The 13,784-nt window shown below is 61.0% G+C and carries 12 protein-coding genes; 8 read left to right on the top strand and 4 right to left on the bottom strand.

Annotated features, from left to right (window positions below; translation table 11 throughout):
• Positions 1 to 235: 235 nt before the first annotated feature.
• The gene (locus tag K3174_RS13730; protein WP_221559520.1) at positions 236 to 1,180 is read left to right on the top strand and encodes an alpha/beta hydrolase family protein; all 945 of its coding nucleotides are present in this window, start codon (positions 236 to 238) and stop codon (positions 1,178 to 1,180) included.
• Positions 1,181 to 1,200: 20 nt separating this feature from the next.
• Here K3174_RS13730 and K3174_RS13725 read toward each other — a convergent pair whose 3' ends face one another.
• Positions 1,201 to 1,701 (bottom strand): TetR/AcrR family transcriptional regulator, encoded by a 501-nt coding sequence (locus K3174_RS13725; RefSeq protein ID WP_221559518.1) that lies wholly within the window; start codon positions 1,699 to 1,701, stop codon positions 1,201 to 1,203.
• Between the two features lie 377 nt (positions 1,702 to 2,078).
• Positions 2,079 to 2,969 (bottom strand): LysR family transcriptional regulator, encoded by an 891-nt coding sequence (locus K3174_RS13720; protein WP_221559516.1) that lies wholly within the window; start codon positions 2,967 to 2,969, stop codon positions 2,079 to 2,081.
• A gap of 96 nt (positions 2,970 to 3,065) precedes the next feature.
• On the opposite strand from K3174_RS13720, the gene K3174_RS13715 reads away from it, so the two are divergent.
• The 3 genes from K3174_RS13715 (at position 3,066) to K3174_RS17020 (ending at position 4,966) form a co-directional block, all read left to right on the top strand.
• A complete protein-coding gene (locus K3174_RS13715) occupies positions 3,066 to 4,187 on the top strand; it encodes an aldo/keto reductase (protein WP_221559514.1) in 1,122 nt (373 codons plus the stop codon).
• A gap of 66 nt (positions 4,188 to 4,253) precedes the next feature.
• Positions 4,254 to 4,625: a hypothetical protein gene (locus tag K3174_RS13710; protein WP_221559512.1), complete on the top strand. Its 372-nt coding sequence runs from the start codon at positions 4,254 to 4,256 to the stop codon at positions 4,623 to 4,625.
• Between the two features lie 218 nt (positions 4,626 to 4,843).
• Positions 4,844 to 4,966: a hypothetical protein gene (locus K3174_RS17020; protein WP_282099722.1), complete on the top strand. Its 123-nt coding sequence runs from the start codon at positions 4,844 to 4,846 to the stop codon at positions 4,964 to 4,966.
• Between the two features lie 4 nt (positions 4,967 to 4,970).
• Here the strand turns inward: K3174_RS17020 and K3174_RS13705 are convergent, their stop codons facing one another.
• A complete protein-coding gene (locus K3174_RS13705) occupies positions 4,971 to 6,980 on the bottom strand; it encodes a TonB-dependent receptor (RefSeq protein WP_221559510.1) in 2,010 nt (669 codons plus the stop codon).
• Positions 6,981 to 7,088: 108 nt separating this feature from the next.
• On the opposite strand from K3174_RS13705, the gene acs reads away from it, so the two are divergent.
• The 4 genes from acs to K3174_RS13685 all read left to right on the top strand — a co-directional run bounded on the left by acs (position 7,089) and on the right by K3174_RS13685 (position 11,609).
• Positions 7,089 to 9,038, top strand: a complete 1,950-nt coding sequence (acs, locus tag K3174_RS13700) for an acetate--CoA ligase (protein ID WP_221559508.1) — start codon at positions 7,089 to 7,091, stop codon at positions 9,036 to 9,038.
• A gap of 65 nt (positions 9,039 to 9,103) precedes the next feature.
• Positions 9,104 to 10,303, top strand: coding sequence for a GGDEF domain-containing protein (locus K3174_RS13695; protein WP_221559506.1), 1,200 nt, complete (start codon positions 9,104 to 9,106; stop codon positions 10,301 to 10,303).
• A 39-nt stretch (positions 10,304 to 10,342) separates the two neighbouring features.
• Positions 10,343 to 10,816, top strand: coding sequence for a low molecular weight protein-tyrosine-phosphatase (locus tag K3174_RS13690; protein ID WP_221559504.1), 474 nt, complete (start codon positions 10,343 to 10,345; stop codon positions 10,814 to 10,816).
• Complete coding sequence (locus K3174_RS13685) at positions 10,803 to 11,609, top strand: fructosamine kinase family protein (RefSeq protein WP_221559502.1); 807 nt, start codon at positions 10,803 to 10,805, stop codon at positions 11,607 to 11,609. Before K3174_RS13690 ends, K3174_RS13685 begins: the two co-directional genes overlap by 14 nt.
• Here the strand turns inward: K3174_RS13685 and recG are convergent.
• Positions 11,606 to 13,669 carry an ATP-dependent DNA helicase RecG gene (gene recG, locus K3174_RS13680; protein WP_221559500.1) on the bottom strand — a complete coding sequence of 688 codons (2,064 nt, stop codon included), beginning with the start codon at positions 13,667 to 13,669 and terminating at the stop codon, positions 11,606 to 11,608. The two genes, K3174_RS13685 and recG, sit on opposite strands and share 4 nt — an antisense overlap.
• Positions 13,670 to 13,784: the final 115 nt, after the last annotated feature.

Below are 13,784 nucleotides of genomic sequence, written 5' to 3'. Positions count from 1 at the left end.
GCCAAACGCCGCGCAGCAGGCAAAGCCTCGAAAGCCAGAAAATCACGCTGACAAGGCGGCCTCCACGCCACGCTTACCTTGTAAGCCGTCATTCATCGTAGCTCACAGCGATCATCTCGAAGAGCACGTGAGCAAAAGGCTGTGCCCCACCAGGTAAGATAATCATTGAAAACGGAACAATGTTCCGTATCTACGACTCGGTGCCAAGAATCATCGCTAGGCTTATGGAGAATCAATGCCCGCACACACTACCCCCACCGTCCGCTCGACAGCCATGGACCTCGCGCCTGCGCTGTCCATGGGTCCGCTATCGCTACCGATCGAAGGTCGCGGCGAAGTTCTGACCTACCGCGTCACCGCGCCCGCCGAAGGCGACAGATTGCCCGTCATCCTGTTTTCGCACGGAAATGGCCAGTCGCTCTATACCTACGGTCCACTCGTGAACTACTGGGCATCGAACGGCTTCGTGGTCATCAATCCGACCCATCTCGATTCCCGAATGCTGGCGCTCGCCGGCGACGATCCGCGCCGTTCTCAGCTCTGGCGGCATCGCGAGCAGGACATACTAGCGCTGCTCGACAATTTCGACGCGATCGAGGAAGCGGCGCCATTCATTAAAGGTCGGATCGATCGCAGTCGCATTGCGGTGGCAGGCCATTCCTGGGGCGCACAGACTGCCACCATGTTCCTCGGCGCAACGCATCCCGATCCCGACGATGGCTCGACTGTCTCGCTGCGCGATGCGCGGGTGAAGGCAGGAGTGCTATTCGCGGTGCCTGGCACCGGCGGCGACAATCTAAGTGAATTCGCCGCACAGAATTTCCCGTTTATGCACCCGGACTTCTCCGGTCTCGAGACCCCGACGCTCGTGGTTGCGGGCGACAACGACAACGGCGCGATGACCGTGCGCGGGCCCGAATGGTGGCGCGAGGCCTACGACCTTAGCCCCGGCGCCAAAGCGCTGTTCAAGGTCAAGGGAGGCGAACACTCGCTTGGCGGCATTCCCAACTACGAAGCGCGCGAGACCACCGATGAGGATCCGGCGCGTGTCGCCGCTGTCCAGCAACTGTCGATGGCCTTCCTGCTCAGCGCTTTGTCGTGCTCGGACATCGATTGGAAGACTGCGGTGAGTGATGTTCGCGGTGCTGCGGTCTCACAAGGAACGATCGAAGAAAAATGACGCAGGCGTGCTGCGGGCGATCAGTCGGCCCGCAGCCCGTCGATCAGCACTTCCAGCATTCGTTCGCCAAGCCCCGTATCCTGTGGAGAGACGAGCCGTGCAACGGTCTTGACCAAGTCGTCAGCGGTTAATCCGTCCCGGATCACGCCCGCTTCTCGCGCGGTCTTGAGCAGTCCGTCCAAGGCCGGATAGAACCGGTCCTCAAAATGCCTGGGCAATCCCGCATAGGCCGGATCGCCCGAATGCAGAGCGGCGGAGAAGCCGCGCTTGGTAGCTATGAATGCTGCGAAGCGGCGAAGCCATTCGGCCAGCGCTTCAAAGGGAGAATGGGTTGCGGCAAGGTCCTCTGTTGCGGCCGCGCAAGCGTCGATTTCCTGCCGAAACACCGCCGCAATCAGATCAGCGCGCGTCGGGAAGCGCCGGTAAAGCGTGCCGATGCCCACACCAGCGGCATTCGCAATGCTGCGGTTAGGCACGTCGACTCCTTCGGCGGCGAAAAGCGCGCGTGCGGCGTCAATCACAGCTTCTTCGCTACGTCGTGCGTCAATCCGTAACCGGTTCGCCTGGGCCATCTGCTCGTAAGTCCTTGCGCTATTCTAGCTCACATATTGATGCGGACGAGTAACGTGGACCTGACACAATGCCAACGTGACGTAGTCCGTCTTGCCGCCACAATGCGCATAACGAAGCCATTGCTGTCGCATGGCAGTTGAATTGAGGTAGGACGACGGGGCCTGTGACCGTCCATTCCGAGGGAAGTCCTCCCACAAACGCTGCGGCTGTCCTTTGGCCGGAAACCGAATGTCGGCTCTGCCCGCCGTTTGCATTGAAAGCCCCAGTTCCGCAATCAGCCCAATTTCTGTCAGTGTCACATCGAGCTTTGGCATCGAAGTGACAATCATGACGAACGCATCGCATCCACGAAAGCCGTGAAGGCGGCCGTTGGCTGTCGCTTGCTCGGATAGTATAAGTGGCATGGCGGCAATGATGGTGCAAACCCCTGCATCACTTCCACGAGGGCGCCCGATTGCAGGTGTTCGGCTGCCTGCTGCATCAGCAGGCAGCAAACTCCATAGCCACTTATTGCAGCGTCCCGCATCATTTCGATATCGTTGGTCACGAAGTTGGCCGGCACGGCTTGCTGCTTGCGCTCCCCGTCGCATTCGAATTCCCAGCGGTGGATCGCGCCGGACGTCGCGTGTCGGTAGCTAATGCATTTGTGGGCGGCGAGATCGTTGGGGCTATCCGGGCTTCCATGATGGTCAAGATAGTCGGGCGCAGCTACAAAGACGAGCGTTAGAGGATCGCTGATCCGCACTGAGATCATGTCGGCCTGCAGCGCTTTGTCGTGCCGTACGCCGCAGTCAAAGCGCTCGGCGACGATATCAACCAGGCCGTCGTTTACGGTGAGTTCGATCAATACGTCGGGATTGCCGCGCAGAAATCTGGATAGTTTTGGCATGATCACATAGGCGGCGGCGGGCTTGTGGGTATTGACGCGGATGCGCCCGATTGGCGTGGTGCGGAGGTTTTCCATCTCGCCGAGCACATCCTCGACCGAAGCCAGCGCTGGCTGAAGCCGAGCAAGCAAAATCTGCCCAGCATCGGTTGGGGCAAGCGAGCGGGTGGTACGGTTGAGCAGACGAATATCGAGGCGTGCTTCGAGAGACCGCATGGCATGGCTCAGCGCCGAGGCGGATATACCCAGTCGCTTGGCTGCTCCGGCAAAGCTGCCTGCCTCAACGATTTGCGCAAACGCCGCGAGCCCGGACCAGATATCGCGATCCATTCATGAAATTCCTTCAGCAACCTATTCAATGATCGTGGTCTAATCACTGCACAGCGCCATCTCTAGCTTCTTTGTGAAATACATCGGAGATATTCTATGGACCTCGCTACACTTCGCTCGCTCGGATCGTCAGGTTTGCTTGTCAGCCCCCTTGCACTTGGCACGATGACATTCGGCACACCGCGTTGGGGCATGGACGAGGCAGCTAGCCGGTCCGTCTTCGAGCGTTATGTCGACCTAGGCGGGAATTTCATCGATACGGCTGATGTCTATTCCGGCGGCGCGTCGGAAGAGATGGTCGGAAAATTCGTTAACGAAAGCGGACTGCGCCAACGCCTGGTGCTGGCGACAAAATCCGGCTTCAACACCGGCAACGGTTCGCATGAGGGAGGGCAAGGCAGACGACACATCGAAGCGTCGGTGAACCGCTCGCTCAAGCGGATGCAGACCGACTTTATCGATCTCTACTGGGTTCATGTCTGGGACGGCATCACCCCGGCGCTGGAATTGCTGCAAACGATGTGCGGCCTCGTGGCTAGAGGCAAAATCCGGTACTGGGGCCTGTCGAACAGCCCTGCGTGGTTCGTCGCCCAGCTAGCAACCCTTGCGCATGTGCACGGCCTCCCGGCGCCGATCGGGCTGCAATATTTCTATTCGCTCGTCGAGCGCGGCGTAGAGGATGAGCACGTGTCTCTGGCGAGGGAATTCGGAATGGGCCTGATACCATGGAGCCCGCTCGCCTACGGCCTTCTGACCGGCAAGTATGACCGCTCAACGGTCGAAGCTGGTCCATCGCGCGCTGGCGGTGTTCCCAGCAAGGGGGGCACGGCCGGTAGCAGATCGGCTGATGACAAACGCCTCGACGGCGACAATCCCTTTGGCGACACGCTCTTCACCGATCGTAACTGGCGTATAGTCGATACCGTCAAAAATGTGGCGGAGAAGATCGGCGAAACCCCTGCCCGTGTCGCGCTCGCATGGGTCGCCGGACGTCCCGGCGTTGTATCCACCCTTATGGGGGTCAGCCGTGCGGATCAGGTGACCGACAATGTTGGCGCTCTGCAAATCGCATTGCCGCCAGAAGCAAGAGACGCCCTAGATAGTGAAAGCGGTGAAGGCACGAGGTTCCTATATGGCCTGTTCCAACCGGCAGCGCGCAACCAGATGGTGTTCGGCGGAGCCACAGTGGTCGCTCGATCTGACGAAACGACTGGCTGACGGGGGACACTCAGCTCTCTCCCTCGCATGTAGACGCTCACCTTCTTGACGGACCGTTACTTCGCGATGTTCCAAGTACTGTTCTCCAATTGCGAAATGCCGGCGGATTGTCTCTGCGAGCTTGCCGATATTGATCCAACCTGCCAGCGTGAAATCTGGGTGGCCGCCGTCGAAAACGGTGCCACTGGCGAAGGCGTTACCGGTAACTTCTTGGTGGGAATTTTCTACGACGAAGCTGAAGTTCGCCGTGCACTTGCGGCGCATCTCGACCGATGCCTCGCCAACGCTGCGAGAGTCTCCACCAGATCAGATCCTCCAGCCTCGCTCGAATTTTGGACGCCCACGTCACTGGTGGACACATTTGAGAGGATGTTAGGTGAGAAAGAAGGCCCTGGCCGCGCAGTTTTCCGCACCCAATTTCACCAAGCCTACTCCTGACACTAGACCGGTACACAAAAGCGTAGCACAAACGCCCTTGGGGTTCTCATAAACCGCGAAAAACCGTCACTTTTTTCCGTCGATAAAGTGGGTTCGAATCCTCCCTCCCCGACCATACTCGATTTGCGTCACACCTTCATCGCGCAGCAGGCTTGCATGCGCGATGAAATTAGTGTCACCTCTTGGCTAGGTAACGCCAATCATCCCGGATTATTTTCATGCGCCGCGCCACTATTGCCGCCCTGTTCATCGCCACATTCGTACTCAGTGGGTGCAACACCGTCCGTGGAGTGGGCGACGACCTGAAATCGGTTGCCAACACGGTCGACGACGCGACCTGATACGCTAGAAACCGTAGTGTAGTCCGCCCCACACCGTTCGCGGGGCGCCCAAGTCGATCGAACCACCCTGATTACGCGTGACGATCGTTTCTCCGAGGAGATTTTCTCCACGCAGGATCAGCGCCAGCTTGCCGGTTATCGGGACCCTGGCGAAAGCATCGAGCGTGGTGGCGGACGGCAGAACGTCTGTTTCCAGGTCGTCTTCGAACTGCGCACCGATATAGCGCAGCGTGGTGGACAGGAGCCAGTTCCGCGCTGGCCGATAAGAAAGCGTCGCGCCGCCGATAAAGCGCGGGGTCTGCGAAGGGCGCTTTCCATCGAGCATCGCCGCCAGCCCGGAACCCCGAGCTTCGGCATCGGTCCACGAAGCGGAGGCATCCATGCTGAAATCGCCGATATCGGCCTTCGCGGATGCCTCCACCCCGCGCGAATGAATAGAGTCGATATTCCGGCGCTGGCGTAAGTTCGTATCGATCGTGACATTTGCAATGGCATTCTGCACCCGATTGTCGAAGGCTGTGAACGACAGGGATACGCCCTCGACAGGCGTGAGGTCGATGCCAGCCTCAAAGCCTTCGAGCCGCTCGTTCTCCAGGTCCGCGTTCGCCTGTGTTTCCACCGGGAAGACCACGAAGGGCCTGTACAGTTCGTTGAGCGTGGGCAAACGCAAGCTGGAATAGGCGGCAGCACGAATCGCAACCGTCTCGTTCGCTCGGAAGAGCAAACCGCCCCTGAAAGAAACGTCCCACCCGGCCCTGTCCGGATAGGTAGTGGCCTTGCTAGGCAAACCAGCCTGGTCCCGCTCGCTGAAGAAACCGGCGCGGATCGTCCAGCGGTCGAGACGGGCGCCTGCTGTCATTGTGAGCGCACCTAGGGTCCAGTCGTCCTCCAGAAACAGTCCGAAATCGGTGTTGATTCCGCCGGCATTCCGACGCGCGGTTACGTTGCCGGAGAATGCGCTTATTGCGGTTTCGAACAGTTCACCGTCCGAAAGGCGATAATCTGCACCGAAGCGCAGAACGTGATCGCCGCCCACCGGTGGCCGGAGTTCCAGCTTGCCGCCGAGCCCGGTAGATGGCGTGTTTCGTTGGTCCAGCACAGGGGTGAAGAGAGTCGAGGAAATGACAACATTGGTAAAATTGCGCGATTGAACATAGGCGATGGCGTCGAATTGCCACTCTCCCCGTCCTACCAGGCGGATACTGGCGTCCTGACCTTCGATGCTGCTGTCCGCACCTTCGAAACGCAATGTGCGCGTGCCGCGATAGGCGAGGCCGCGAAACTGCAGCTCGACATCGCTGGCAATCGGCGCGGCTCCGCGGAGCTGGGCGGACCAGCCATCGAAAGATGCCCGCGCCGAGGCCGGCACCCGATCGGCAACCGGTGTCGTATAAAAGCCCTCGCCCCGATCCCACCGGCCTGATGCGACAACGAACCCGCTGCCCAGCTGTACGCCGGCGCTGGCCGAGGCTTCGGTCTCGCCCCGATCGTTAGCGAGTAGCTGACCTGCGAAACCCTGCAACGCGTTGATGCCTGCGCTTTCCAACTCGATCGTGCCCGCAAGTGCGCCGGCCCCGAACGGACCCGCCCCCCCGCCCCGCGTCACCCGAATCTGCGACAGGCGCTCCGGAGCAAGCGCGCTGAATGGAACATAGCCGAAAAATGGATCGCTCATCGGCACACCGTCGAGCAGCACAAGAGCCCGACTGCTCGCGTTTCCGCCAAGTGCGCGCAAAGTCGCCCCCTGCGCCGATGCGTTGGCCGAGCGACTGTCGGAGCGACGGAACTGCTGGAACCCGGCCACGGATGAGAGGGCATCCTCGATCCGTCCCGAAGACGTGGAACGAAGCTGCTCTTCGTCGACCACCTGCACATCGTATGCCGGGGCTGCCGGGGTTTCCTGAAGCCCCTCTCCGGTCACGACGATCACGGGCTCATCGGACTGAGCAAGCGCAGAGTGAGCAGCGGCCAAGGCGATTATGCTGCCGGCGGTCAGGTATCGGAAAATAGCCATCGGTTCGGGCCTTAACTTGAGATCGCGCCGAATGCGAGCGCCAGCTAAGCGTTTGCACCGGAGCGTTGAATGCCTAGAGATGATCTCGTGCGAGAGGAGATGAGACGCATGACGCAAGCAGCTGATCGATCGGACTGGATAGAGCGCCCTGCGGCAGCCACGGACCGTACCAATTGCTCCCTGGACGATTATCAGGCGCTTTATGCCCGCAGCATCGAAGACGCGGATTCATTCTGGGCGGGACAGGCCCAACGGCTCGAATGGTTCACCCCGCCAAGCCGGATTGCCAACTGGTCCTACGATCCGGTTTCGATCAAATGGTTCGAGGATGGGGCGCTCAACATCTGTCACAATGCGGTGGACCGTCATGTAATCGCCGGGAATGGCAATCGTACCGCCCTGATCTTCGAACCCGACGATCCGGGAGGCGACCCCCGCCATATCAGCTATGCCGAGCTTCAGGCCGAAGTGATCCGCATGGCCAACACCTTGAAGAAATTGGGTGTTTCCAAGGGTGACCGGGTCACGATCTACATGCCAATGGTCCCCGAGGGTGCCTATGCAATGCTGGCCTGCGCACGGGTCGGAGCGATTCATTCGGTGATTTTCGGCGGGTTCAGCCCCGATGCGATCGCCGGCCGGGTCAAGGATTGCGCCAGCGACTGGATTGTCACCGCCGACGAAGGGCTGCGCGGCGGCAAGCCGATTCCGCTGAAAAACAATGTCGATCAAGCGCTTGAAAAAGTGCCGAACAAGGGTGTTCTGGTCATCAGACACACGGACGGTTCGGTGACCATGACAGAAGGCCGCGATCACTGGTATCACGAGTTGTCTGCGGACGTTCCGGGTGACTGCGCATGCGAGCCGATGAACGCGGAAGACCCGCTCTTCATTCTGTACACTTCCGGTTCGACGGGAACCCCGAAGGGCGTGCTCCACACCACTGGCGGCTATGCCGTGTGGACCGAAACCACCTTCCGCTACATCTTCGATTACCGTGAAGGCGAGGTCTTCTGGTGCACTGCCGATATCGGTTGGGTGACCGGGCACAGCTATATCGTCTACGGCCCGCTGCTGAACGGCGCCACCGCCCTGATGTTCGAAGGCGTGCCCAATTATCCCGATCACGACCGGTTCTGGGCGGTTTGCGAAAAACACAAGGTCAATATCTTCTACACGGCCCCCACCGCCATCCGCGCCCTGATGCGCGAGGGCGAGGCGCATGTGAAAAAGCATGATCTCTCCTCGCTCCGCCTGCTTGGCAGCGTGGGCGAACCCATCAATCCCGAAGCCTGGCGCTGGTATTACGATACGGTCGGCAAGGGGCAGTTGCCGATCATCGACACCTGGTGGCAGACCGAAACCGGCGGCTGCATGATCACCACCCTGCCCGGCGCACACGACATGAAACCGGGCAGCGCGGGCCGCCCCTTTTTCGGTGTGTGTCCGCAACTGGTCGACAATGACGGAAATGTCCTCGACGGCGCGACCGAGGGCAATCTGTGCATCACCCGTAGCTGGCCCGGACAGGCGCGCACCGTCTACGGCGATCACGACCGTTTCGTGCAAACCTATTTCAGCACCTACAAGGGCAAATACTTCACCGGCGACGGCTGCCGCCGCGACGAGGACGGGTATTACTGGATCACCGGGCGGGTCGACGATGTGATCAACGTATCGGGTCACCGTATGGGCACTGCCGAAGTCGAGAGCGCACTCGTACTCCACTCCAAGGTCAGCGAAGCGGCGGTCGTCGGCTTCCCGCACGATATCAAGGGCCAGGGGATCTACTGCTACGTCACGCTGAATGCCGGCGAAAAGCCAAGCGACGATCTCAGCGGCGAACTGCGCGCGCACGTCCGCAAGGAAATCGGCCCTATCGCCACTCCGGACCATTTGCATTTCACGCCCGCCCTGCCCAAGACCCGGAGCGGGAAGATCATGCGCCGCATCCTGCGCAAGATCGCAGAAAACGATTTCGAATCGCTGGGCGATACGTCGACGCTAGCCGATCCGGGCGTTGTCGATGCGCTCATAGACGGAAGGCAGCATCGCTAGCGAATTTAGCCGTCCGTTAACCACGGTCGTGGCATGGGAGGGGAAGACAAAAGGGACCCCGCCCGATGTGGATCGCAAAACAGCTCGTCCGGCGCACAAATCGGTCGGATTGGCGGAGCTATTTCCTGATTGCCTGTGTGGCCCTGCTCGCCCTGCTCCTGGCCGGTGCGAGTTGGAGCGCATTTCGCTCCTCGCAGGAGCGCAGCGCCGCACGAGAATGGCAAGTGCATACGCTCGAAGTTCTGCTCGAGGCGGACCAGTTGCGCACCGCCTCTCTTCAGCAATTGCGCGGAGAACGCGGCTTTCTGCTGACGAACGACGAAGAATTTCTGGAGCCCTATTATGACGGCCGGGCAAACACGACCAACAGCTATGCCCGCCTGCTGGAACTGACCGCCGACAATCCCGAGCAGCAACAGCGGCTCGCGAACATGCGCAACGAATTCCACACTCTCAATACCGTTCTCGAAGCCATGATCGAGCACCAACAAACCGGGCGACACGAAGAAGCGATCTTTTATATCCGGCGTCGCAACGACAAGGATGCGATCGAGGCAATCCTGCGCGAAATCGAAGGCCTGATGACGGTCGAACGTCAACTGCTCCAGGAACGCAACCATCTCGCGCACGTGAGGGCCACGTCGAACGAACGCTATCAGTACATTCTTGCCGCGGTGGGCCTTCTCCTTCTGGCGCTTTCGATATTTGCGACATTCTTCGTTCGGCGCGCGCTGGCGGCGGAAAATGCTGCACGACGCGAACTTCAGCGCGTCGCGTCGACGGACATGCTCACCGCCCTGCCCAATCGCCGGAGTTTCATGGAAGCGCTCGAACGATCGATCGCCCGCGCCGAAGCAGATCCCACACGAACCCTGAGCGTCGCAATTTTCGATATCGATCATTTCAAGCGCATCAACGACCGGTTCGGCCATCCGGCCGGAGACGCCGTGATAAGGGAGGTCGGAGTTCGAGCGCTTTCCGCCCTGCGCAAACGCGATCTCGTCGGCCGGATCGGAGGAGAGGAATTCGCCGTCATCCTGCCGCGCGCGGATATGGAAACCGCCCGCATCGTTTGCGAACGATTGCGTGAGGCGATAGCCGGCAGTCCGGTCGTCGCGTGCGATTCGATCATTCCCTTCACCGCCAGCATCGGGATTGCCGAATTTCAGGCAGGAGACGAGATCGACCATCTCATGGCTCGGGCGGATGCCGCTCTTTACGATGCAAAAACCGGGGGCCGGAACCAGGTACGCCTCGCCGCGTGATGCTTGCGCCCAGCGGCAATTGCCGCCTAGGCGCATCTCATGGAAAAACACCGCGTCCTGTTCGTATGTCTCGGCAATATCTGCCGCTCACCCTTGGCCGAAGCCGCATTTCGCAAGGCGGCCGAGGAAGCGGGGCTCGACATCGAAGTCGATAGCGCGGGAACGGCCAATTACCATGTTGGCGAACCACCCGATCCCCGGAGCATCGAAGAAGCCCAGCGACACGGGATCGACATTTCGAGCTATCGCGGCCGGCAACTGAGTTCCGATGATTTTCACCGGTTCGACCGGATTCTGGGAATGGACCGATCGAACATGGCCAATATGTCCCGCGTCGACCCTGGCGACGGCAATGCCAAGGTGTCGCTGCTGATGGATATCGTCCCCGGACAGGAGGGGCGCGAAGTTGCGGACCCGTGGTATGGCGGCGAGGACAATTTTCGCGACACGTGGGACGATGTGTCGATGGCCGCCGAGGCACTGATCGCGATACTCCGCGATGACGACGGTTGACGAAGCTGCGAAGGCACTGATCGGCTTGCGACCTGCGGCTGTCGAACCGCTGGCAGGCGGGGACATATCCGGTGCGAGCAGGCTGCGTTTTCCCGACGGCTTCACCTGCATCGCTAAAAGTGGCCCGCTGATCGAGCGCGAAGCCCGAATGCTCGGGGCCATTCGCAAGTCCGGCGCCCCCGCACCGGAGGTAATGGCAACAGGCGATAATTGGCTTTTCCTTCAGGACATCGGCCCGTCATTCCCGTTCGACGAAGCAGCCTGGCTGGCCATTGCAGACGCTCTTGTACCCCTTTCCCGTGTATCGTCCGATCGGCTATATGGTTGGGCCGAGGACTATGGATTTCACCACGTTAAAGTCCCGAACGCCTACAGCGCGAGCTGGGTCGATTTCTGGCGCGAGAACCGCCTTCTCTGCCATGTTTTCGACCTCGATCCGGAGCTTGCCCGCCGAGTGGCGGCGCTTGCCGATAAGCTGGGAGATATCATTCCCGATCAACCGCCGGTTTCGCTCGTCCATGGTGATCTTTGGGGCGGTAATATCGTCTGGGACGGGGTCACTGCCTGGCTGATCGATCCGTGCGCCTACCATGGCGATCGCGAGGTCGATGCCGCCGCAATGACGGTCTTCGACAGTCCGCCAGAACGTTTGTTCGACCGGCTAGGCCTCACGCCAGGCTGGCGGAAGAGGCTTCCGGTCTATCGTCTGTGGATGTGGCTCGTCCATATACGCCTGTTCGGCCCAAGTTATCGCGCAGCGGCGGAGCGGGATCTGAAGCGGCTGGGTTTCTAGCCCCCTCGTAGCGTCTTTACTCCGAAATCGCGTTCGAACAGATACAGCAGCACCCGTGCCGCTTCGCCGCGCTTTCCTTCCAGGCCGCCATCACGTTCCATCAGCAGGCGGGCGTCGTCATGGGCTTTGGGCAATAGCTCGGTAATCTGCTCGAGGCTGGCAACGGTGAAAGGGGTATCGCCCGACTGCCGCGTGCCGAGCAGTTCACCACCACCGCGCAGGCGCAAATCCTCCTCGGCGAGGAAGAAGCCATCCTGCGATTCGCGCATCAGGGCCAGACGTTTCTGGGCGGTTTCGGATAGCATGTCGCCGTGGAGGAGGACGCAGAACGACTTCTCGCTCCCGCGTCCGACACGCCCGCGCAGCTGGTGAAGCTGGGCAAGCCCGAACCGTTCGGCCTGTTCGATCACCATCAAGGTCGCATTGGGCACGTCGACACCGACCTCGATCACGGTCGTCGCCACAAGCAGCTTCGCATCGCCGCGCGCGAAGCGGTCCATCGCCGCGTCCTTGGTGTCGGGCGCGAGTTGCCCGTGGACCATCACGACGTCGTTTCCAAAGCGCTCTTTCAGCGCCGCATAACGAGCTTCGGCGGCAGCGATTTCCTCGGCCCCATCCATCTCGCGGACCATGGGGCACACCCAATAGGCCTGCCGTCCCTCGGCAATCTGGGCGGCCAGCCGCTCGACCAGGGCACCGATCCTGCCCTGTCCCATCACGACCGTGTCGATCGCCTGCCTTCCGGGCGGCAATTCGTCGAGCTTGCTGACATCGAGCTCGCCATATTGTGCCAGCGTCAACGTGCGCGGGATCGGGGTCGCCGTCATCGCCAGTACATGCGGCGCGCGCTTGCCCTTACTCGCTAGCATGAGTCGCTGCCCGACACCGAACCGATGCTGCTCGTCGATCACCACCATGGCGAGATTGCGGTAGGCTACCGCGTCCTGGAAAATCGCATGCGTCCCGATGACTATGTCGATGCCGCCATCGATGAGGCCCATCAGCGTCGCCTCGCGTGCCCGACCCTTGTCACGCCCTGTCAGGAGCGCGACCCGTGCGCCGGTCGGCTCGGCCATGCGGCGCAGGCTGTCGTAATGCTGGCGAGCCAATATCTCGGTCGGCGCCAGCAGGGCAGCCTGAGCCCCGGCCTCCACCGCGATCAGCATCGCTTCGAGCGCGACGACCGTCTTGCCCGCGCCCACATCGCCTTGCAGCAGGCGGAGCATCGGCGCTTCCTGGGCCAGATCGCCCTCGATCTCGGCGATCGACCGCTTCTGCACCCCCGTCAGCGGAAACGGCAGATCGAGCTTGCTCCGGTAGACACCATCGCCATGAAGCGGCTGACCCTTGCGCTTGCGGTTGTCCGCGCGGACGAGCATCAGCGCGAGACTGTTGGCAAGCAGTTCGTCATAGGCCAGCCGGTCGCGTGCTTTCGCGTTCTCGCTCTTGTGGGCCAGCGCCAGGGCGTCGCGCCAGCCGGGCCAACCTTCCCTGTCGAGTTGCGAGCCATCGATCCATTCGGGCAGCTCGGGCGAACGGACGAGCGCCTGTTCTACCAGGCCCGCAACCTTTGGTTGGGTCAGCCCTTCCGACAGCCGATAAACCGGCTCGCACAGCCGCTGCAGCGTCTCTTCCCCCTCCTGGACGACATGATCGGGGTGAACGATCTGCAACATGTCCCCGAAGCGTTCCAGCTTGCCCGCTACCCAGCGCGTTTCGCCCGCCGGTAGCTGCTTCTTCGCCGTGTAGGAGGCGCGCCCGAAATAGGTCAGCGCCAGCACATTGCCGATGCCGTCCTGCGCCAGCACGCGGTAGGGCGCGCGCGGGGAACGACCGCTACGATGCTCGGTGATGGTGAGCTTGACGACGATCTGCTCGCCCTCGCCCGCCTCGTCGACATTCTGCACCGCGCGACGCGTCACGAAGCGTTCTGGCAGGTGATAGTCGAGGTCGCGCACCCGCGTCAGCCCCAACCGGTCGAGCGGCTTCTTCAGCTTTGGCCCTACACCTTCCAGCGTTTCCGTCTCGGCGAACAGCGGATTGAGGATTTCGGGGCGCATGATTGCATGCGCTAGCAACTTCCGTCCCTCATTGCGAGGAGCCGGGAGCGACGCGGCAATCCATGACGAGCGATCTCCACAATCTCATCGCCACTTCATGGATTGCTTCGCGTCG

Source organism: Qipengyuania qiaonensis (genome assembly GCF_019711515.1).
Taxonomy (GTDB): Bacteria; Pseudomonadota; Alphaproteobacteria; order Sphingomonadales; family Sphingomonadaceae; genus Qipengyuania; species Qipengyuania qiaonensis.
This window is presented reverse-complemented; position numbering and strand designations above follow the sequence as displayed.